Raw genomic sequence first — 20,721 nt, forward strand, 5'->3', positions numbered from 1 at the left:
AGGCTGATCACATAATAAGAGAGATGAGGTGTTGTAATAGCAATGGAGGAAATTAATAAGAACAAAAACATTAATAATGATGAAGAAATTCCTTCAGAAAAGGAAGAGATAAACATCAATGAGGATGAGAAAAAGGAAGCTAATAACGGAGAATCATGGCAGCAGGAGGAAGTACTTGAAGATTCTGAATTTGAGGAAGTAAATGAAGATGATAATTTAATATCTATTAATAAGAATCTCAAGGATGAAAATAATAAATTGAAAAGTGAAATTAATGCTTTAAAAGATAGACTCTTAAGATTGAATGCAGAATATGATAACTACAGAAAAAGGACAGTAAAGGAAAAAGAAGGAATATATACTGATGCAGTTGAAGATGTTTTAAAAACCCTGCTGCCTGTACTGGATAATTTAGAAAGAGCTGTTTCTGTAGATGGAGATGTAGAGGATCTGAAAAAGGGAGTAGAGCTTACTATTAAACAATTTCAGGATTCTTTAGAAAAGCTGGGGGTAGAAGAAGTTGATACAGATAATGGATTTGACCCCAATTTCCATGAAGCAGTAATGCATATAGAAGATGACACTTATGGAGAAAATGTTGTAGCTGAAGTATTCCAAAAGGGATACAAAAAGGGTTCAAAAGTTATAAGATACAGCATTGTTAAAGTTGCAAATTAATTAATTTTTTTATTTGAGGAGGAAACTTAAATGGCAAAAGTAATAGGAATTGACTTAGGAACAACAAATTCATGTGTAGCGGTGATGGAAGGTGGAGACCCTGTAGTTATAGCTAACTCAGAAGGATCAAGAACAACTCCTTCAGTTGTTTCCTTTCAGGCAAATGGTGAGAGATTAGTAGGTCAGGTTGCAAAAAGACAGGCAATAACAAATCCTGATAAAACAATTCTTTCAACTAAGAGACACATGGGAACAAATCATAAAGAAGTAATTGATGGAAAAGAATATACACCACAAGAAATATCAGCAATGATACTTCAAAAAATAAAAGCTGATGCTGAAGCATATTTAGGAGAAACAATAACTCAAGCAGTTATCACTGTACCTGCATATTTTAATGACAGCCAGAGACAGGCAACAAAAGATGCTGGTAAAATCGCAGGGCTTGAAGTACTTAGAATTATAAATGAACCAACAGCAGCTTCTCTTGCGTATGGTATAGATAAAACTGAAACAAATCAAAAAATATTAGTTTACGACCTTGGAGGCGGTACTTTTGACGTATCCATCCTGGAGCTTGGTGATGGAGTCTTCGAAGTTAAATCGACAAACGGAGATACAAAGCTAGGCGGAGATGATTTCGATGAAAAAATAATGAATTATATAGCAGATGACTTTAAAGCTCAATATGGAATTGATTTAAGAAATGATAAAATGGCTCTTCAAAGATTGAAAGAAGCTGCAGAAAAAGCTAAGATAGAACTTTCATCCTCTACTCAGACTTCTATAAATCTGCCATTTATAACTGCAGATGCTACAGGTCCAAAACACGTTGACATGACTCTTACAAGAGCTAAATTTAACGAGCTTACTCATGATTTAGTACAAAGAACTATTGAACCTATGAGAAAGGCTTTACAAGATGCAGGTCTTTCAATGAATGAAATAGATAAAATAGTGCTTGTAGGAGGATCCACCAGAATTCCAGCAGTTGTTGAGGCTGTTAAAAACTTTACAGGAAAAGAGCCTTCTAAAGGTGTAAATCCTGACGAATGTGTAGCTATTGGTGCTGCTATTCAGGCGGGTGTATTAACTGGTGAAGTTAAAGACATTCTTCTTCTTGATGTTACACCTTTAACATTAGGAATAGAAACTTTAGGAGGTATTGCAACTCCATTAATAGAGAGAAACACAACTATTCCTACAAGAGAGTCAGGTTTTCTCCACTGCAGCAGATGGTCAGACTTCTGTTGAAATTCATGTTGTTCAGGGAGAAAGACAGATGGCAGCAGATAACAAAACTCTTGGAAGATTCACTCTTTCAGGTATAGCTCCAGCACCAAGAGGAATTCCTCAAATAGAAGTTACTTTTGATATAGACGCTAATGGTATAGTAAATGTTTCAGCTAAGGATAAAGGCACAGGTAAGGAAGCAAATATAACCATAACTGCTTCAACAAACTTAACTGATGATGAAATAGATAAAGCTGTTAAAGAAGCTGAAAGATTTGCTGAAGAAGATAAGAAGAGAAAAGACTCTATTGAAATTAAAAATAATGCTGAGCAGGTAGTATACCAAACAGAAAAAACATTGAAAGATTTAGGAGACAAAGTATCTGCTGAAGATAAAGCTAAGATAGAAGCAAAAATGGAAGAAGTTAAGAAGATAAAAGACAGTGATGATTTAGAAGCTATTAAAAAAGCAACTGAAGAATTAACACAGGAATTCTATGCTGTATCATCAAAGATATATGCAGAAGCAAACCCACAGGGAGGTCAGGGCTTTGATCCTAATAACGGAAACATGGGCGGAGAGCAGGCACCTCAGGACGATAATGTAGTGGATGCAGATTTTAAAGTGGATGATGAAAATAAATAATTGTCGCAGTAAGTTACTTCTGATATAATATTGCAGGGGAAGGCAAAACTCGTCTTCCCCTTTTTACAGTAAAAATGTAGGTGGTGAAATGGATGGCAAAAAAGGATTATTATGAAATTCTTGGACTAGAAAAAGGTGCTAGTGATGATGAGATAAAGAAAGCCTTTAGAAAGCTAGCGATTAAATACCATCCGGATAAGAATTCTGGTGATAAAGAGGCTGAAGAAAGATTTAAAGAAATTAATGAAGCCTACCAGGTATTAAGTGATCCTCAGAAAAAGGCTCAATATGATCAATTTGGAACTGCAGATTTTGATTCAAGTGGCTTTGGCGGATTTAACGGAGGATTTGACTTTTCCGATATGGGTGGATTTGGAGATATATTTGATTCCTTTTTCGGAGGAGGTTTCGGAGGAGGAAGAAAGAGAAACGGTCCTGAAAGAGGAAGCGATCTTGAATATAATTTAAACCTTTCCTTTGAAGAAGCGGTTTTTGGAGTGGAGAAAGATATAAGCATTACTAGAAATGAAACCTGTGAAACCTGTAGAGGAAGCGGTGCTAAACCAGGAACTAATGCTAGAACCTGTGATAAATGCAGCGGCTCAGGGCAGATAAGGGTTCAACGAAACACTCCTTTAGGAAGCTTTGTTTCAACTACCACTTGTGATAAGTGCGGCGGAAAGGGTAAGGTTATTGATTCACCGTGCCACACCTGCCATGGAAAGGGTAAGGAAAGAAAGCATAGGAAGATCAATGTGAAAATTCCTGCAGGTGTAGACAGCGGAAATATAATTCCTTTAAGAGGTCAGGGAGAGCATGGAAATAATGGAGGTCCTCCTGGAGATTTATATATAAGAATCAGCGTATCTCCTTCTAAGGTTTTTAAAAGAAAGGGTTTTGACATTTATATAGATAGTAATATCAGCATGGCTAAAGCTGCTTTAGGTACAGAAATTACCGTTCCTACCGTAGATGGGGATGTAAAATACACTGTACCAGCGGGAACTCAATCCGGCACTTTATTCCGATTAAGAGGGAAGGGAGTCCCTAAGGTAAATTCCAGCGGCAGAGGAGATCAATACGTCAATATAGTAGTAGATATACCTAAATCCTTAAATGAAAAGCAAAAAGAAGCTTTGAAGCTGTTTATGGAGGCTTCAGGAGAAAGCCACGAAGACCATAAAGAAGGAAAAGACAAAAAGGGATTTATAGATAAGATATTTGGCAACAAGTAAGAGGCAGGTTACTGCCTCTTTTTTGTGTGAAGGAAAATTGTTCTCTGGCTAAATAAAATTTTTTTAAATATTTAGGAATCTTTTCACCCTTTAGATAATAGTATATATTTAGATGCAATTTTATAGAAAATATAGAAAGGATAACTACACAGCTTATATGCTGTTAATTTAAGAGATAAATATTATTATAAAAGGGAGGAGTTAATTATGATAATTAAAAGTATTATGTTCAAAAGAGATGAAAATTCAAGATGGGAGAAAGGTCTTTCTATAGAAGATGCAAATAATGATGAAAAGCTCTTATTCCTGGATAAGGATTTAAACGTTATGGGAATGACTATCTATGATAGCGTAGACACGAATAAATATAAAATGATAGTTAACTTATAAAAAGTCTATTAATATAGAAGTATTACTAATATAATTCTTATAAGTAACACTTAATTTGTTGTTTATAAAGAGCTTGTTCTCAAGCAGGCCATATATTCATGAGTATCATATTCCTAAGCAATAAAAATATGTTGAAAAATGATATAATATTATTGATACTCGATAATATTATAGGTATAATTAATTATATAACATATTTTTAAGGAGAAAATATTTATGAGTACTAACTTTTTAAAGGTTTCTTTATTATCCTTTTTATATTTATCCTTAGCAGTATCCGCTATAGTAACTATAGGTGTCTTTATAATGTCTATATCATTACTAATATCAGATTTTAATTTTTCTATGATGTTATATTCATCATTAGGTACAGGGTATATTTTTAATTATTTTATAATAATTAGAAAATTAATAGCAATAATTAAAACTACGTATATAACTCCATTTGTACTTGACAACGTAAAGAGTTTTAAAATTATAGGATGTTGTTTAGGCATCAATAGCATTTTTGAATTTATTACTGGATATAAAGGTAGTAAAAATACTGGAATTATACACATTTTTCAAACTGAGGCTGGAGCGATAACACCCACTATGATTGTATGTCTTATTTCAGCATTAATGTGTTTTGTCATCGCTGAGGTATTTGATAAAGCTATAAAAATAAAAGAAGATAATGACTTAACTATATAGAGGAAGTAAACATATGACTATTATAATTAATTTAGATGTAATGATGGCAAAAAGAAAAGTAGCGCTAAAAGATTTAGCAAATCAAATAGATATTACAAATGCCAATTTATCTATATTGAAAAATAATAAAGCTAAGGCTATTAGATTTTCTACTTTAAATGAAATATGCAAAGCCTTAAACTGTCAGCCCGGTGATATACTTGAATATATCGAAGAAGATGTAGATTAGTATTTTTTTATAAAATCATTACTTAGTAAAATCAAATGGTTTCATTGTATTAAGTAAATATAGAATGCTGTAAAAAGGAGGGGAGCTCCCTCCTTTTTACATATAATTAAAAGTTAAATATCAAATATTAGATGGAGAATAGTATCATAAAAAACTGCTGAAATTTACGAGGAAAAGTGATAATATAATAAGCGATGCAGTATATAAAACAAAAATTATTGGAAAAAACTTAGGTAAAAGTGTAAAATATACTGTTAGTTAAAACAATAAGAGAGGAATGAATTCAATGCAGGGTAAGTGGATTGAAATTAAAGTTATTACAAGCAGTGAAGCTTTAGAGCCTGTAGCAGGTATTTTTTACGGTATGGATTGTAAGGGAGTTGCTATTGAAGACCCTCAGGATATATTAGATAGAGAGCAGGGACCTTTAACCTGGGATTTTGCAGATATAAATATATTAGAATATGGAGCAGAGGCAGCAGTTATTAAAGCTTATTTCAGTGAAGATGAAAAAATAGAGGATATAGTAAGCAATATTAAAAGTAAATTAGAGGATATAAAAACTGAAGGAATAGATATCGGTGAAGGCAGAGTGCTTTATGCTTTGGTAAAGGAAGAAGATTGGGCAAATAACTGGAAAAAGTATTATAAGCCCACAAATATCGGAAAAAGCATTGTTATTAAGCCAATATGGGAAGAGTATAGTGCTTCTGAGTCAGAAAAGGTGGTAGAGCTGGATCCTGGTATGGCCTTCGGTACAGGTACCCATGAAACTACTAAGATGTGTATAGAAGCTTTAGAAAATACCGTGAAAGAAAATTCAGTAATCTACGATATAGGAACCGGCTCAGGAATTCTTGCCATTGTAGCTGCAGAGCTGGGGGCGAAGGAGGTTTTAGGGGTAGATTTGGATCCTGTAGCGGTAGATTCAGCCATAGAAAATGTCAAATATAATAATTTGGATAATATTAGAATAATTCAGGGAAATCTGGTGGATGTGGTAGAAGGCCAGGCTGATATTGTAGTTGCAAATATAATAGCAGAAATAATCTGCGTATTAGTAGATGATGTAAAGAAGGTATTAAAGCCCGGAGGAACCTTTATATCTTCCGGTATAATTCATGAAAGAAGAGAAATGGTTACCAATAAACTGATAAATAGCGGTTTTGAAGTGGTTAAAACAGACAAGGACGGAGAGTGGAACTGCATAACCGCCATACTAAAATAACTGTAAGGAGATACCTATGCATAAATTTTTTACACCTCAAAGTTTATTTCAGGGAGATTATGCTTATATAGAAGGAGAGGATGTTAAGCACATCTATAAGGTTCTTCGGCTGGAAGAGGGTCAAGAAATAATTGTTAATAATCAGTCGGGAGAAGAGTTTTTAGGAAAGCTTCATAATATAAGCAAAAAAGCAGTCAGTGTTCATATTATTAAGAAATTAGAAGTGAATAATGAAAGTAATGTGGATATCGCTTTATATCAGGGACTCCCTAAAGCCAGTAAAATGGATCTCATCGTGCAGAAGGCTTCAGAATTGGGAGTTAATGAAATAGTACCAATAATTACTTCTAGAGTAGATATAGTTCTAAAGGGAGAATTTAAGAAGCTGGAAAGACTTCAAAGGATAGCCTTAGAGGCGTGCAAGCAGTGTAAAAGGAGCATTATTCCTGAAATTAAAGAACCGTTAAATTTTCACAGCGCCATAGAAGAGTTAAAGGAAAAGGATTTGATTGTGGTTCCTTATGAAAATGCTGAAAATTACGGTATAAAAACAATGGTTAAAAAAATTAAGGATAAAGAAGTAATTAAAGTTGCAATAGTAATTGGCCCTGAAGGAGGATTTGAGGAGGAGGAGATAAGTGCTTTAAAGGAAATTGGCGGGGAAGTAGTGACTCTTGGACCTCGTATCCTCAGAACCGAAACAGCGGGATTTACTGCTGCTGCATTAATTCAATATGAACTTGGTGATTTAGGAGGAAATATCTAATGAAGGTTGCTTTTGCTACATTGGGCTGTAGAGTCAATGTATATGAATCAGAAGCTATGGCGGAGAAATTTATCAGAGAAGGCTATGAAGTGGTGGATTTTTCTAATGTAGCTGATGTTTATGTTATAAATACTTGTACTGTTACTAATATGGGAGATAAAAAATCAAGGCAGATAATAGGAAGAGCAAGAAGGCTAAATGAGGACGCTGTTATAGCGGTAGTAGGATGCTACTCACAGATAGCTCCAAAGGAAGTAGGAGCTATAGAAGGAGTAGATGTGGTTTTAGGAACAAGGAATAAAGGAGAAATAGTTTACTGGGTTAACAGAGCCAGAGAAGAATCAAGTCAGATAATAAAGGTAGGAGAAGTGCTTAAGAATAAAGTCTTCGAAGATCTTAACATTGAAGAATATCAAGATAAAACAAGAGCTTTTTTAAAGATTCAGGATGGCTGCAATAGGTTCTGTTCCTACTGTCTCATACCTTATGCGAGAGGGGGAGTATGTTCTAAGCCTAAAGAAAAGGTTCTGAAAGAAATAAAAAAACTCTCAGAGCATGGTTTTGAAGAAATTATTCTTTCAGGAATACATACAGCATCCTATGGAGTAGATTTAGAGGAGCAGGTAACTTTAGTAGATATATTGGAGGAGATAGAGGCTGTTCCGGGTGTTAAGAGAGTCAGAATAGGTTCTATAGATCCTACATTTTTTACAGAAAGCGTAGTGGAAAGGATAGTTAAGCTTAAAAAATTATGCCCTCATTTCCATCTTTCCCTTCAGAGCGGTTGCACAGAAACTCTTAAAAGGATGAACAGAAAGTATACTGCAGAGGAATATAAAGCTATAGTTGAAATATTAAGAAATAACATAGAGGACGTAAGTATAACTACTGATGTAATAGTTGGTTTTCCTGGAGAAACTGAAGAAGAATTCCAAACTACCTATAATTTCTTAAAAGAAATCAGATTAAGCAAAACTCACATTTTTAAATATAGTCCAAGAAAAGGCACAAAAGCTTCTAATATGGATGATCAGGTGGATGGGAACATTAAGGATATAAGAAGTGATCTCCTTATAGAACTTAATAAAAAGAATGAAAAGGAGTTTATAGAGAACTTTATAGGAAGAGAAATGCAGGTGCTTATAGAGCAGAAGGTAAAAGACAGTAGTAATTTATATGAAGGTTATACTGCAAATTATATTAAAATGGTGGTAGAATATAATAATGAGGAAATAATCGGCAAAATAGTGCCGGTAATTATGGATAAATGCTGCGGAGAATATGCTGCTGGACATATACTCCATTAAGGAGGTGATAATATGAATGACTGTATCTTTTGTAAAATAGTAGAGGGAGATATCCCCAGTAAAAAAATTTATGAAGATGACAAAGTCTTAGCTTTTCAGGATATCAAGCCTGAGGCTCCGGTCCATGTGCTCATAATACCTAAAGCTCATATTGAGAGTGTAAATAATATTAATGAAGAAAATTCAGAGATAATAGGGCATATCTTTTTAGTTATAAATAAGCTTGCAAAGACGCTTGAAATTGAAAAAGATGGATACAGAGTTGTAAATAACTGCGGAGTTAACGGTGGTCAAACCGTTCCACATCTTCATTTTCATTTATTTGGAGGGAAAAGCTTTAATTGGCCTCCTCTATAAAATTTAAACAATGAAATTCTTGACAGAATTTTAAGGTCTATTGTATAATAAAGCGTGTGCTATTTAACCCGAAGGCTGTTATATTGTTATATAATATGAGCTAGCGGAGGGAGGGATAATAGATGTCAGAAATAAAAGTTGGAGAAAACGAAACACTTGAAAGTGCGTTAAGAAGATTTAAAAGAAAATGCGCTAGAGCTGGTGTTCTTTCCGAAGTAAGGAAGAGAGAACATTATGAAAAGCCAAGCGTGAAGAGAAAGAAGAAATCAGAAGCTGCTAGAAAGAGAAAGTTTAAATAGAACTTTTTTTGAAAGAAGGTACTATAATGTCCATTAAAGAAAGACTTCAAGAAGACTGGAAACAGGCTATGAAGGCCAGAGATAAGTTTAAGGCTGAGACACTTAGTACTGCCAGGTCTGCCATATTGTTTGTTGAAAAAACAGATGGAGTTAAACTTGATGATGAACAGGTTATAGAAATATTAGCAAGAGAAGTCAAGCAACGCAGAGAAGGAATACTGGAATTCGAAAAAGGAAACAGGCAAGATCTTGTAGATAAATACAATGAAGAAATTGAGATTTTGTTAAGTTACCTTCCTCAGCAGTTAAGTGAACAAGAAATCATTGATATAATTCAACAGTCAGTTGTTGAAGTGGGTGCAAATAGCATTAAAGACATGGGAAAAGTTATGTCTGTTGTTCGTCCTAAAACCTTAGGTAGAGCAGATGGCAAACTGGTAAGTACATTAGTAAAAGAACATTTAAGTAATAAATAATTAACGGAACTCACATTTTATGTGAGTTCTTTTTATATTGTAAAATAAATAATATATCTATCAATTTAAAGAGACCTATGTAGGAATTAATTCATAATCACTCTCATAATTTTATATAAGAGAAATTATATGAGGAAAAAATGATGGAAGATATATTAGATAAAGCTAAAGAATTATTATCTGATAAGCTTGATCTCCCTAGAGACATTATGTTAGATGTTCCAAAGATAACTATTTTAGGTGATAGAGAAATAAATATAGAAAACCACAAAGGTATTGTAGCTTTCGATGATTCTCTTATTAAAGTAAATTCCAAAGCAGGAATAATATGCATTCAGGGGACAAGTTTTGAAATTGTTTTTATAGGGGGGAACACCCTGGTTTTAAACGGTAAATTTTCTAATATATATTATGAGGGGAAATAAACATGGGTAAAAATAAACTAAATAAAGGCACTCTTATTATAGAAGTACAGACTTTGGTTCCTGAGAAATTTATAAATTTGCTGTGGAACAAGAATATTCCTATAAAAAATATAATTAGAAGTGATTTAACTACCTTCATTATGGAAATTAATTTAGAAGATTACGCAGCTTTAGAAGAACTTGCTAAGAGACTTGGTGCAAGGACTAGAGTGATGAGCAGAAAAGGCCTGGCTTTTTTCTTAATGCGATTAAAAAGAAAGGGTATGTTAATTGGGGGGGTTCTGATATTTTTTCGTATTTTATACTACCTTTCTCACTATTTGTGGGCCGTAGAAATAAATACAGAGAAATATATATCACCATATGAAATAAGACGAGATTTGCAGGAGTTTGGAATTAAGCCTGGAATTAAGAAATCCAAAATAGATACTTTTGCAGTGGAAGATAAAATTCAATCAGTTAATGATAATATAATGTGGGTAAGGGCACGGATAGAGGGATCGAGATTAAGGATAAGGATTGCTGAAAAAACACCACCACCTCAGATTTTTATAAAGGAAGGTGTAAATGATATAGTTTCTAAAGCGGATGCTGAAATTATAAGAATATATAGCATAAAGGGCACTCCTGCAGTTAAAGCAGGAGATTTAGTTAAAAAAGGACAAGTATTGATTAAAGGAACTGAAGGTAAGGAAGGCCAGGAATATGATGTTGCTGCCAAGGGTGATGTAATAGCAAAGACATTTTATGAGAGTTTCAGGGAAATTAAAACTACAGGGGTAGAAAATATATATACCGGAGATAAGGATAGCAGTATATTTATTAATATAGCAGGAATTAAAATTTATCTAAAAAAAGCTACTAAAAGCTTTGAAAGCTATGATAAAATGGAAAGTAGTAAAATGTTTTATAATATAATAGATTTTTATGAGAAGGAAGAAAAGGAAATAAATATTGATATAAAAGAAGCGGTAAACGAGGCGTCTAAAGACCTTGAAAATGAAAGAATACAGCAGATGGATAAAAGTTCAAAAGTCATAGAAAAGAAGGTTTTTGTAGATAATATTCAAGATGGGATACGAGTTAGAATGCTATTTGTTGTAGAGGAAAATATTGCAGAGGTTCCTATATTAAAGGAATAAAAGATTAAGAAGGTGGCATAAGATGAAAATCTTTAATATGTTTAAAATAACTAAATATAAAAAACCCCAAAGAATTTTTATAGTTTTAACTGCCTTTTTTGTTACTTATGCTATTCTTATGACTTCATTAATAACTAAAAAATACAGTTATAATGAAGGAGACATAGCAAAAAGTGATATAAAGGCCACCAGAGACGTGGTAGATAAGTACTTAACTGAAGCAGCTACGAAAAAGAAAGTTTCGGAAGTTCCCAATCAGTATAGTGAAAGAACTGAAGTTGGAAAAGATTCCGTAGAAAATGTAACTGCCTTATTTAAAAAAATCGAAGTGGTGAAAGATTCTCCAGGAGATGATATTCAAAAGATCTCCGCTGTCAGGGATGGTAGGGAAATTAATCTTACAGATGAAGAAATACAGGTGCTTCTAAGCTTAAGCAGGGAGAATTTGAAAAAGTTTCAAGATGAAATTATAAATGTTTTAAACGATGTTTATAAAGGTAAGATTGAAGAAGGAAAACCAGAGGATATTAAAGATGCACAGGTTCTTGTAGATGCAAGATTTAACACTTCTAATTTTAATAAATCTTTAAGAGAGATAGGAAAGACAATTGCTTATTCTCATTTAAAGCCAAACTTGTTTCTTGACAAAGAAAAGACAGAAGAAATGAGAAAACAGGCAGCAAATGATATTACTCCGGTTATGGTAAAGAAAAATCAAATTATCATTAAAGAAGGAGAACCTATTAATGCAAGGCAGATAATGCTTTTAAATGATCTTGGACTTTTGAAAAGCTCAGGGCTTGATTGGTATGTTTACCTTACTTTAGGAATACTGGTTGGATTAGTGCTGTTTCTTCAATTTTATTATTTATACCTATATTATAAGGATATATTTAATGATAACAGCAAGCTTATTTTAATATGTATAGTAAACATAACTTCATTAGTTTTAGCTAGAGCTTTTTCGATAATATCGCCTTTCCTCATTCCTTTAGCTTGTGCGCCAATGCTCTTCACGCTGCTGCTAAATTACAAGGTGTCAACAATCACCAGTATATTAAACTGTATACTGATCAGCGGTGTTGTTTCCTTTAATTTAGAAATTACTTTACTTGCACTATTAAGCACAATATTGGGAGCAACATTTTTAAGGAAAATGCAGCAGAGAAACGATATTATGATTTCTACCTTGTATATGGGAATATTAAGCTGCGTTTTGGTTTTCAGTATAAATATGCTGACCTCCAATAATATTATAGAAATTATGAAAAATACAGGATTAACATTCTTAGGGAGCATATTATCAGGAGTATTAACCATCGGATTTCTGCCTTTCTTTGAAACTACCTTTGATATTGTTACTGTAGTTAAGCTTTTAGAGCTTTCAAATCCGAATCATCCTCTGCTTAAAAAGATATTAATGGAAGCACCGGGAACCTATCATCACTCTGTTATGGTAGCTAACCTGGCGGAGATGGCAGCGGAAGAAGTTGGAGGAAATCCTGTGCTTGCCAGAATTGCAGCTTACTATCACGATGTGGGTAAGACTAAGAGACCTTTCTTTTTTAAAGAAAATCAAATGGGAAGAGAAAACCCTCATGATAAAATATCTCCTAATTTGAGCACTCTTATAATAATATCTCACGTTAAGGATGGTTTAGAACTGGCGAGGGAATATAATCTTCCTAAAGTGATTCAGGATGTAATAGAACAGCACCATGGAACTACTTTAGTGAAATATTTTTATATTACCATGAAAAATTCTTCTGAAAAGCCTGAAGAGATAAAGGAAGAGGACTTCAGATATCCGGGACCCATTCCCTCCAGCAAGGAAAGTGCAATTATCATGCTGGCGGATAGTGTGGAGGCAGCGGTAAGATCCATAAATGATATGACTAAAGGGAAAATTGAGGAAATGGTAAACAATATTATAAAAGATAAGTTATCCTGTGGACAATTGGATAATTGTGATTTAACATTAAAGGACCTAGAAAAAATCAGAAAATCCTTTTTAAAAACACTAAACGGAATTTATCATTCACGAATTGAGTACCCGGCATTAAAACAATGATTCTTAAGGAGAAATTGTATGATTTATATAGACGATAGACAAAATAAAATTTCAGTAGGAGAGGAATTTTACAGAACCATTGAAGAGGTGGCGGATTTTGCCCTTAGAGAAGAAGGAGTTAAAATCCCATATGAAATAAGTGTTTTATTTGTAGACAATAATGAAATAGCAGAGATTAATAATGAAACCAGAAACATCAATAAAGAAACAGACGTATTATCCTTTCCTATGTTGGATTATCCCAATGGAAAAGTTTTTAAAGATGTGTATTTAAATTACGATTTTAATCTTACCTATATGGATGGAAATGATTTGGTTTTAGGAGATGTGGTTTTATCTTTAGAAAAAGCAAAAGAGCAGAGTGAAGATTTTGGGCATTCTTTTCAAAGAGAGGTTTGTTATTTAATTGTTCATTCCATTCTGCACCTTTTGGGATATGATCACATGGAAGAATCAGATAAAATTAAAATGAGGACACAGGAAGAAGTTATTTTGGAGAAATTAAATATCAAAAGATAGTAAAGTCATAACAAGGTGGGATACAGGTGAATGTAAGAAAGTTAGTTGATAGTTTTAACTTTGCCATAGAAGGAATAATTTACTCTGTTAGAACTCAAAGAAATATGAGAATACACATGATTGCGACCCTTATGGTTCTCACAGCGTGTTTTGTATATGATTTAAGCAAAATTGAACTTTTAATAGTTACCATAACAATAACTATGGTTATTGCTGCTGAACTTATAAATACAGCTATAGAAAGTGCCATAGACGTCACTACGAATTACTATCATCCCTTGGCAAAGGTAGCAAAAAATACAGCTGCAGGAGCTGTTTTAGTAACTGCTATAAATGCAGTGCTAGTAGGGTACATATTGTTCTGGGATAAATTAAGTTCCCTTACCTTTACTGTTATGGTGAAAATAAAGCAGTCTGAGCCCTATATGATTTTTCTGGTACTGGTATTTGTATCTATAGCTACCATAGTGGTAAAAGCCATTTACGGAGAAGGAACTCCACTTAAAGGCGGAATGCCCAGCGGTCACAGTGCCATAGCTTTCTCTATTGCAACCACTATAGCTTTAATTACTGAAGAGTCTACGTCTATACTCCTGGCATATCTTTTAGCCTTCATAGTGGCACAAAGTAGAGTTGATTCTGAAGTACATTCCATTTTAGAGGTAGTTTTAGGAGCGCTTTTCGGTGCAGCTCTTACTCTTTTGATTTTTCTGCTATTCAATTGATTAAAGTTGCATAAAATGGTAATAATGCTATAATTTAATGAAGATGAATAATTGTTAATGGAGGATTTCTTATGGAATATGAAAAATTAATAAATGGTGCTATAGAAGCAAGGGAATATGCTTATGCTCCCTATTCAAATTTTAAGGTAGGAGCTGCGGTGCTTATGGAGGAAGACAAAATATTTACAGGATGTAATATTGAAAATGCTTCCTTCGGTGCTACCAACTGTGCAGAAAGAACCGCCATTTTTAAAGGAGTAGCAGAAGGTTATAAAACCATTAAAGCTGTAGCTGTAACAGGAGATCCCAATAGCTATACCTTTCCATGCGGTATATGCAGACAGGTAATAGCTGAGTTTGCTGAGAACGGAGATATTGAAATTATAGTAGTAAAAAATAAAAATGAATATATGATAATGACACTTGATGAGATATTGCCTGGGTCATTTACAAAAAAAGACCTAAACAACTAAGGAGGAATTATGTTTAAATCAGGATTTGTGACTATAATGGGAAGACCTAATGTAGGTAAATCAACATTATTAAATCTATTAATGGGAGAAAAGCTCTCAATTGTATCAAGCAAGCCCCAAACTACAAGAAATAACATTAATACAATATTAAATGGAGAAGATTATCAGATAGTTTTTGTAGATACCCCTGGAATTCATAAACCAAGGCATAAGCTGGGAGAGTATATGGTTAATTCTGCTCAGGATGCAGCTAGGGATGTTGATCTGGTTTTATTCCTTACCACACCAGGAGAAGTAATGGGTAAAGGAGATTCCTTTATTTTAGAGCAATTAAAGGATATGGATGTACCTGTGTTTTTGGTGGTTAATAAGGTGGATGAAAACCCACATGAATTGGTTGCTAAAACTTTAGATACCTATTCAACGGCCTTTGATTTTAAGGAAATTATACCGATATCAGCCTTAAAAGGGAAAAATACAGATACACTGCTGAAGCCTATGATAGATATCATTCCGGAAGGACCTAAATACTATCCTGAAGATATGATTGCCGATGTACAAGAAAGATTTATAGTATCAGAAATAATAAGAGAAAAAGCACTTAGACTTTTGAATGAGGAAGTTCCCCACGGTATAGCTGTGGATGTTATAATTATGAAGCAAAATGATAAAGGGCTGTATAATATAGAAGTGGATCTTATATGTGAAAAAGATTCCCATAAGGCTATTATAATAGGAAAAAATGGTCAAACTCTTAAGAAGATTGGTCAATATGCAAGGATGGACATAGAAAGATTTTTAGACAGCAGGGTTAATTTAAAGATTTGGGTTAAAGTGAGAAAAGAGTGGAGAGATAATCCACTGTTTTTAAAAGAGCTGGGATACAAAAAAAATAAATAGATAGTTAACGAGGAGATGATATTCTGCCCGCTATAGAAAGCCATGGGGTAGTAATTAAAACGCAGGATTATAAGGAAAATGATAAGCTTGTATGGTTATTTACTGAAAAGATGGGTAAAATAACAGCTATCGCAAAAGGTTCGAAAAAAAGCAGGAGTTCTTTAATGTCAGTAACTATGCCTTTCTGCTTTGCTCAGTATATGCTATTTAAAGGAAGAAATCTATATAATATAACAGAAGGAAGGATAATAAATTCGTTTCAGGGGCTTTTAAAAGAATTTGAAAAACTGACCTATGCATCATATTTATGTGAGCTTATTGATATAGCTCTTCCTGAAGGAGAAATAAATCCTATATTATTTAAAGATTTTACCACAGCTATGTATTTATTAAATACAAATGCTTTGGATGATGAGCTTCTTTTAAGAGCATTTGAAATTAAATTGCTAAAAAATACCGGCTACGGATTAAATCTCGAAAACTGTGCGGTATGCAGAAAAAAGATTAATATCTCCAGCTATATTGATCTGAATTATTACGGAGGTATATGCCAAGACTGTTCTAAGGAACATGCTATGTTTATATCAAAGCCTGCTTATAATACCTTGAGATTTTTAATGCAGACTCCATTAGATAAGATATATAAGTTGAATGTAAATGAAGATATTAAAAAGGAAGTTTTTAAACTGCTTTCCTATATTATATCTATAAACTATGCTAAAAGGCCTAAAAGCCTGGATATGCTAAATCTAATAAAGGAGTGATATTTATGGAAGAAATAACACTTGAAAAGGTGGATGCTGTAAGAGAGAGGACTGGAGTAACCTATGCTCAGGCAAAAGAAGCACTTATAAAGTGCAATGGAGATGTTTTAGAAGCAATAATCTATTTAGAAAATAACTATGAAAAACAGGACATGGAAAGCAGCTTTAAAGATGAAGCATATACAACCTTAGAGGAGCTAAAGCTATTTATAAAGAAACTTGTGGAAAAAGGCAATGTAAGCAGAATAGTTGTAAAGAAAGAGGGTAGGATATTAGTAGATGTTCCTGTAAACGCTGGTATAGCTGCCGGTGTCATCGCTGTATTATGGCCTCCTATATTGGCCATTGCATTAATAACCACTGTAGCTGTGAAACTTACTATCGAAGTAACTAAAGATGATGGCAGTGTAGAGGTTATAAATACTGTAGTTAAAAATACCATGAAGGATGTAAAGGGTAAAATGTCTGATTTTGCAGAAGATATTAAGGGTAAATATAATGAGGCAAAAGGAGATTTTAAAAATCCTTTTTCTGGTAAAACCGGAAGTGATATAAAGGACGAACCAATGTATACTTATACTGTTAAATTTGACCAGGAAGATGACGAAAATAAAGACTAAAACCAATTGCTAGTGGAGAAATTTTAAGCTGTATTGCACCAATGAGGATAGCAAGGAACATTTTACTAAGGCTGTAGAAAATTTCGTAATTTAACTCTTTTAATTATAGAATAAAATGATATAATAGATATGTCAGTATTGAAATGTAACTTTGCATAGGTCTGATAGTATATGGTGAAAGGTGTGAAGTCATTGAAGTTAAGTCCCAGGCAGGAAAAAATAATCCACTTAGTTAAAGAATCTCAACCCATAACCAGTGAAGCTTTAGCTGCCAAACTAGGTGTAACTAGAGCTGCATTAAGACCAGACTTGGCAATATTAACAATGACAGGCATACTTGAAGCTAAACCAAAAGTTGGTTACATTTATGCTGATAAGCCATATGGAGGTCTTGTTTACGATTATATAACCAACACGAAGGTGAAAAGTATCATGTCTAAGCCGGTATCCGTTACTGAAGATACTATGGTTTATGATGCTATAGTATATTTGTTTCTTCACGATGTGGGAGGTCTTACAGTAGAAAATCAAGGCTTTTTAATAGGCACAGTTTCCAGAAAAGATTTTCTTAAGATTTCCATGGGAGGCACTGATATACATAAGGTTCCAATAGGAGTAATCATGACCAGAATGCCAAATATCATCACTGTTAGTCCTGAAGATAATGCTTATGAAGTAGCAAAAAAGATAATACATCACGAAATTGACAGCATACCTGTTGTTGAAAAGCAATTAATTAAAGGAAAAGAACAGTTGAAGGTAGTAGGTAAGGTTTCAAAGACCAACATCACTAGGCTCTTTTTAAAGCTTAGTGAATTAAAATAGCAAGCTAACAGGGGCTTTTTGGTCCCTTTAGTATATACATAATAAACATACTACGAATGGAGGAGTTGTTGATGGATAACAAAAAATACGTTTACCTCTTCAGTGAAGGTAACGCGTCCATGAGAAACCTGCTTGGTGGAAAAGGTGCAAACCTTGCAGAGATGACATCACTTGGTATTCCTGTTCCTCAAGGATTTACTGTTACAACAGAAGCTTGTAATAAGTACTATGAGGATGGAAAAGTTATTGCTCAAGATGTTATAGATCAAATACATCAAAAAATGAGTGAGCTTGAAAAAATAACTGGCAAGGAATTCGGTAATTTAGAGAAACCTTTACTTGTTTCTGTAAGATCCGGTGCGAGAGCATCCATGCCTGGTATGATGGATACAATACTTAACCTTGGCTTAAATGATGAAACCGTTGAAGCAATGGCTAAGCTTACAAATAATCCAAGATTTGCATATGACTCTTATAGAAGATTCATACAAATGTTTGCTGACGTTGTTATGGGTGTTGAAAAGAGATTATTTGAAAATCTAATGGATGAAATGAAAGAAGCTAAAGGTGTTCAACTTGATACAGACTTAAATGCTGAAGACCTTAAGAACTTAGTTGCTAAGTTTAAAGAGCTTTACAAAAAAGAGAAGGGTGAAGACTTCCCAAGCGATCCTAAAACTCAATTAATAGAATCAGTAACTGCTGTATTTAGATCCTGGGATAACCCAAGAGCTAACGTATACAGAAGATTAAATGATATCCCTTCAAGCTGGGGTACTGCTGTTAACGTACAGGAAATGGTATTCGGTAATAAAGGTGAAACTTCAGGAACAGGAGTTGCTTTCTCAAGAAACCCTGCAACAGGAGAAAGAAAAATTTATGGTGAGTATTTAATGAATGCTCAGGGTGAGGACGTTGTTGCTGGTATAAGAACACCTCAGCCAATAGATCATTTAAATGATCAAATGCCTCACATATATCAAGAATTTGTTGACATAGTTAACACTCTTGAAGATCATTACAAAGACATGCAGGACATGGAGTTTACTATCGAAGACGGTAAGTTATACTTCCTTCAGACAAGAAATGGTAAGAGAACAGCTCAGGCTGCTTTAAGAATTGCTGTTGAACTAGTAGAAGAAAAAATGAATACTAAGGAAGAAGCAATATTAAAGGTTGATCCAAAGCAATTGGATACATTATTGCATCCTAACTTTGATCAGGCAGAGATTAAGAAAGCTACTCCAATAGCTAAAGGATTACCAGCTTCACCAGGAGCTGCCTGCGGAAAGATTGCCTTTACTGCAGAAGAAGCTAAAGAAAGAGCAGAAGCAGGAGAAAAAGTAGTTCTTGTTAGACTTGAAACTTCTCCAGAAGATATAGAAGGTATGGTAGCTGCTGAAGGTATATTAACAGTAAGAGGAGGAATGACTTCTCACGCTGCGGTTGTTGCTAGAGGTATGGGAACTTGCTGTGTAGCTGGCTGTGGTGATTTAAAAGTTAATGAAAGCGCAAAAACTTTAACTGTTGATGGTAAAGTCTTAACTTCAGAAGATTTTATTTCTATAGATGGTTCTACAGGTAATGTTTACGGAGAAGCTATTAAAACAGTTGCTCCTGAAATTTCAGGCCATTTTGAAACATTCATGAAATGGGCTGACGAAATAAGAGTATTAAAAGTTAGAACAAATGCTGACACACCAAGAGATGCTAAGCAGGCTGTTGAGTTTGGTGCTGAAGGTATCGGCTTATGCAGAACTGAGCATATGTTCTTTGCAGAGGACAGAATTGCTGCAGTTAGAGAAATGATTGTTGCTAAAAATGAAGGGCAGAGAAGAAAAGCTCTTGAAAAACTTCTTCCAATGCAAAGAGAAGACTTTGCAGGACTTTATGAGACTATGGAAGAAAGACCGGTTACAATCAGATTCTTAGATCCACCACTACATGAGTTCCTTCCTCACGAAGATGATGAAGTAGAAGAATTAGCAAAAGAAATGGGATTAACTTTCCAGGAGCTAAAAGCTACTGTAGAGTCTCTTCATGAGTTCAACCCAATGATGGGACACAGAGGATGCCGTCTTGCGGTTTCATATCCAGAAATAGCTGAAATGCAGACAAGAGCTGTAATAGAAGCTGCTATAGAAGTTAAGCAGAATAAAGGCTTCAATATAGTTCCTGAGATAATGATTCCTCTTGTTGGAGAAATAAAAGAGCTTAAGTATGTTAAAGATGTAGTTGTTGAAACAGCTAAAAAGGTAATGGAAGAAAAGGGAGTTCAGTTAGAGTACAGCGTTGGTACAATGATTGAAATACCAAGAGCTGCATTATTGGCTGACGAAATAGCTAAAGAAGCTGAATTCTTCTCCTTTGGTACAAATGACTTAACTCAAATGACCTTCGGATTCTCAAGAGATGACGCTGGTAAATTCTTAGCTGATTACTATGAGAAGAAGATATACGAGCAAGATCCATTTGCTAAGCTTGATCAATCCGGTGTTGGTCAATTAGTACAAATGGCTGCTGAAAAAGGTAAGCAAACAAGACCAAACATTAAGCTTGGTATATGTGGAGAGCATGGCGGAGATCCTGCATCTGTAGAATTCTGCCATAATGTAGGATTAAACTATGTTTCCTGCTCACCTTTCAGAGTTCCAGTTGCAAGACTTGCAGCAGCACAAGCACAGGTTAAAAATAAGAGATAAGACATAATATATAAACCC

At 34.1% G+C, this 20,721-nt stretch carries 22 protein-coding genes and 1 pseudogene; all 23 read left to right on the plus strand.

Features of this window, described 5'->3' with window-relative positions; translation table 11 throughout:
* The first annotated feature begins 42 nt into the window (after positions 1–42).
* Positions 43–678 carry a nucleotide exchange factor GrpE gene (gene grpE / locus TA89_RS04840; protein ID WP_052447330.1) on the plus strand — a complete coding sequence of 212 codons (636 nt, stop codon included), beginning with the start codon at positions 43–45 and terminating at the stop codon, positions 676–678.
* 30 nt (positions 679–708) lie between these two features.
* Positions 709–2,557 (plus strand): annotated as a pseudogene (gene dnaK / locus TA89_RS04845) (molecular chaperone DnaK).
* A gap of 92 nt (positions 2,558–2,649) precedes the next feature.
* Entirely contained in the window at positions 2,650–3,792 is a 1,143-nt protein-coding gene (dnaJ, locus tag TA89_RS04850) for a molecular chaperone DnaJ (protein WP_040211342.1), read from the plus strand.
* 207 nt (positions 3,793–3,999) lie between these two features.
* On the plus strand, positions 4,000–4,182 hold the full coding sequence (locus tag TA89_RS04855; RefSeq protein WP_040211344.1) for a hypothetical protein: 183 nt from the start codon (positions 4,000–4,002) through the stop codon (positions 4,180–4,182).
* Positions 4,183–4,398: 216 nt separating this feature from the next.
* Positions 4,399–4,875, plus strand: a complete 477-nt coding sequence (locus TA89_RS04860; RefSeq protein WP_040211346.1) for a DUF2975 domain-containing protein — start codon at positions 4,399–4,401, stop codon at positions 4,873–4,875.
* Positions 4,876–4,888: 13 nt separating this feature from the next.
* On the plus strand, positions 4,889–5,104 hold the full coding sequence (locus TA89_RS04865) for a helix-turn-helix domain-containing protein (protein WP_040211348.1): 216 nt from the start codon (positions 4,889–4,891) through the stop codon (positions 5,102–5,104).
* Between the two features lie 286 nt (positions 5,105–5,390).
* Positions 5,391–6,332: a 50S ribosomal protein L11 methyltransferase gene (gene prmA, locus TA89_RS04870; protein WP_040211350.1), complete on the plus strand. Its 942-nt coding sequence runs from the start codon at positions 5,391–5,393 to the stop codon at positions 6,330–6,332.
* 16 nt (positions 6,333–6,348) lie between these two features.
* The gene (locus tag TA89_RS04875; protein WP_040211352.1) at positions 6,349–7,098 is read left to right on the plus strand and encodes a 16S rRNA (uracil(1498)-N(3))-methyltransferase; all 750 of its coding nucleotides are present in this window, start codon (positions 6,349–6,351) and stop codon (positions 7,096–7,098) included.
* Positions 7,098–8,405 (plus strand): tRNA (N(6)-L-threonylcarbamoyladenosine(37)-C(2))-methylthiotransferase MtaB, encoded by a 1,308-nt coding sequence (mtaB, locus tag TA89_RS04880; RefSeq protein WP_040211354.1) that lies wholly within the window; start codon positions 7,098–7,100, stop codon positions 8,403–8,405. Before TA89_RS04875 ends, mtaB begins: the two co-directional genes overlap by 1 nt.
* Positions 8,406–8,417: 12 nt before the next feature.
* Complete coding sequence (locus TA89_RS04885) at positions 8,418–8,762, plus strand: histidine triad nucleotide-binding protein (protein WP_040211355.1); 345 nt, start codon at positions 8,418–8,420, stop codon at positions 8,760–8,762.
* Positions 8,763–8,884: 122 nt separating this feature from the next.
* Positions 8,885–9,061 (plus strand): 30S ribosomal protein S21, encoded by a 177-nt coding sequence (gene rpsU / locus TA89_RS04890; protein WP_003441547.1) that lies wholly within the window; start codon positions 8,885–8,887, stop codon positions 9,059–9,061.
* A gap of 23 nt (positions 9,062–9,084) precedes the next feature.
* Positions 9,085–9,537 carry a GatB/YqeY domain-containing protein gene (locus tag TA89_RS04895; RefSeq protein WP_147590075.1) on the plus strand — a complete coding sequence of 151 codons (453 nt, stop codon included), beginning with the start codon at positions 9,085–9,087 and terminating at the stop codon, positions 9,535–9,537.
* A 143-nt stretch (positions 9,538–9,680) separates the two neighbouring features.
* Positions 9,681–9,962, plus strand: a complete 282-nt coding sequence (gene yqfC, locus TA89_RS04900; RefSeq protein WP_040211406.1) for a sporulation protein YqfC — start codon at positions 9,681–9,683, stop codon at positions 9,960–9,962.
* Positions 9,963–9,964: 2 nt separating this feature from the next.
* Positions 9,965–11,104, plus strand: a complete 1,140-nt coding sequence (gene yqfD, locus TA89_RS04905; protein WP_040211371.1) for a sporulation protein YqfD — start codon at positions 9,965–9,967, stop codon at positions 11,102–11,104.
* A gap of 22 nt (positions 11,105–11,126) precedes the next feature.
* The gene (locus TA89_RS04910) at positions 11,127–13,175 is read left to right on the plus strand and encodes an HD family phosphohydrolase (protein WP_040211374.1); all 2,049 of its coding nucleotides are present in this window, start codon (positions 11,127–11,129) and stop codon (positions 13,173–13,175) included.
* An 18-nt stretch (positions 13,176–13,193) separates the two neighbouring features.
* Positions 13,194–13,694 (plus strand): rRNA maturation RNase YbeY, encoded by a 501-nt coding sequence (gene ybeY / locus TA89_RS04915; RefSeq protein WP_040211376.1) that lies wholly within the window; start codon positions 13,194–13,196, stop codon positions 13,692–13,694.
* A 26-nt stretch (positions 13,695–13,720) separates the two neighbouring features.
* Entirely contained in the window at positions 13,721–14,419 is a 699-nt protein-coding gene (locus TA89_RS04920) for a diacylglycerol kinase (RefSeq protein ID WP_040211378.1), read from the plus strand.
* A 71-nt stretch (positions 14,420–14,490) separates the two neighbouring features.
* The gene (locus TA89_RS04925) at positions 14,491–14,892 is read left to right on the plus strand and encodes a cytidine deaminase (protein WP_040211380.1); all 402 of its coding nucleotides are present in this window, start codon (positions 14,491–14,493) and stop codon (positions 14,890–14,892) included.
* A gap of 9 nt (positions 14,893–14,901) precedes the next feature.
* Positions 14,902–15,792 carry a GTPase Era gene (era, locus tag TA89_RS04930; protein WP_040211382.1) on the plus strand — a complete coding sequence of 297 codons (891 nt, stop codon included), beginning with the start codon at positions 14,902–14,904 and terminating at the stop codon, positions 15,790–15,792.
* Between the two features lie 23 nt (positions 15,793–15,815).
* Entirely contained in the window at positions 15,816–16,556 is a 741-nt protein-coding gene (gene recO / locus TA89_RS04935) for a DNA repair protein RecO (RefSeq protein WP_147590073.1), read from the plus strand.
* 5 nt (positions 16,557–16,561) lie between these two features.
* Positions 16,562–17,176, plus strand: a complete 615-nt coding sequence (locus TA89_RS04940) for a DUF4342 domain-containing protein (RefSeq protein WP_040211386.1) — start codon at positions 16,562–16,564, stop codon at positions 17,174–17,176.
* A gap of 192 nt (positions 17,177–17,368) precedes the next feature.
* Positions 17,369–18,001, plus strand: a complete 633-nt coding sequence (ccpN, locus tag TA89_RS04945) for a transcriptional regulator CcpN (protein WP_040211387.1) — start codon at positions 17,369–17,371, stop codon at positions 17,999–18,001.
* Positions 18,002–18,072: 71 nt separating this feature from the next.
* Complete coding sequence (ppdK, locus tag TA89_RS04950; protein ID WP_040211389.1) at positions 18,073–20,703, plus strand: pyruvate, phosphate dikinase; 2,631 nt, start codon at positions 18,073–18,075, stop codon at positions 20,701–20,703.
* Positions 20,704–20,721: the final 18 nt, after the last annotated feature.

This window comes from Clostridium polynesiense (assembly GCF_000820705.1).
Lineage (GTDB): Bacteria > Bacillota > Clostridia > Clostridiales > Clostridiaceae > Clostridium_AA > Clostridium_AA polynesiense.

Excerpts from the sequence above, each read along its gene's own strand:
- grpE (WP_052447330.1), top strand. The coding sequence starts at position 43 with ATGGAGGAAATTAATAAGAACAAAAACATTAATAATGATGAAGAAATT.
- dnaJ (WP_040211342.1), top strand. The coding sequence starts at position 2,650 with ATGGCAAAAAAGGATTATTATGAAATTCTTGGACTAGAAAAAGGTGCT.
- TA89_RS04855 (WP_040211344.1), top strand. The coding sequence starts at position 4,000 with ATGATAATTAAAAGTATTATGTTCAAAAGAGATGAAAATTCAAGATGG.
- TA89_RS04860 (WP_040211346.1), top strand. The coding sequence starts at position 4,399 with ATGAGTACTAACTTTTTAAAGGTTTCTTTATTATCCTTTTTATATTTA.
- TA89_RS04865 (WP_040211348.1), top strand. The coding sequence starts at position 4,889 with ATGACTATTATAATTAATTTAGATGTAATGATGGCAAAAAGAAAAGTA.
- prmA (WP_040211350.1), top strand. The coding sequence starts at position 5,391 with ATGCAGGGTAAGTGGATTGAAATTAAAGTTATTACAAGCAGTGAAGCT.
- TA89_RS04875 (WP_040211352.1), top strand. The coding sequence starts at position 6,349 with ATGCATAAATTTTTTACACCTCAAAGTTTATTTCAGGGAGATTATGCT.
- mtaB (WP_040211354.1), top strand. The coding sequence starts at position 7,098 with ATGAAGGTTGCTTTTGCTACATTGGGCTGTAGAGTCAATGTATATGAA.
- TA89_RS04885 (WP_040211355.1), top strand. The coding sequence starts at position 8,418 with ATGAATGACTGTATCTTTTGTAAAATAGTAGAGGGAGATATCCCCAGT.
- rpsU (WP_003441547.1), top strand. The coding sequence starts at position 8,885 with ATGTCAGAAATAAAAGTTGGAGAAAACGAAACACTTGAAAGTGCGTTA.
- yqfC (WP_040211406.1), top strand. The coding sequence starts at position 9,681 with ATGGAAGATATATTAGATAAAGCTAAAGAATTATTATCTGATAAGCTT.
- yqfD (WP_040211371.1), top strand. The coding sequence starts at position 9,965 with ATGGGTAAAAATAAACTAAATAAAGGCACTCTTATTATAGAAGTACAG.
- TA89_RS04910 (WP_040211374.1), top strand. The coding sequence starts at position 11,127 with ATGAAAATCTTTAATATGTTTAAAATAACTAAATATAAAAAACCCCAA.
- ybeY (WP_040211376.1), top strand. The coding sequence starts at position 13,194 with ATGATTTATATAGACGATAGACAAAATAAAATTTCAGTAGGAGAGGAA.
- TA89_RS04925 (WP_040211380.1), top strand. The coding sequence starts at position 14,491 with ATGGAATATGAAAAATTAATAAATGGTGCTATAGAAGCAAGGGAATAT.
- era (WP_040211382.1), top strand. The coding sequence starts at position 14,902 with ATGTTTAAATCAGGATTTGTGACTATAATGGGAAGACCTAATGTAGGT.
- TA89_RS04940 (WP_040211386.1), top strand. The coding sequence starts at position 16,562 with ATGGAAGAAATAACACTTGAAAAGGTGGATGCTGTAAGAGAGAGGACT.
- ppdK (WP_040211389.1), top strand. The coding sequence starts at position 18,073 with ATGGATAACAAAAAATACGTTTACCTCTTCAGTGAAGGTAACGCGTCC.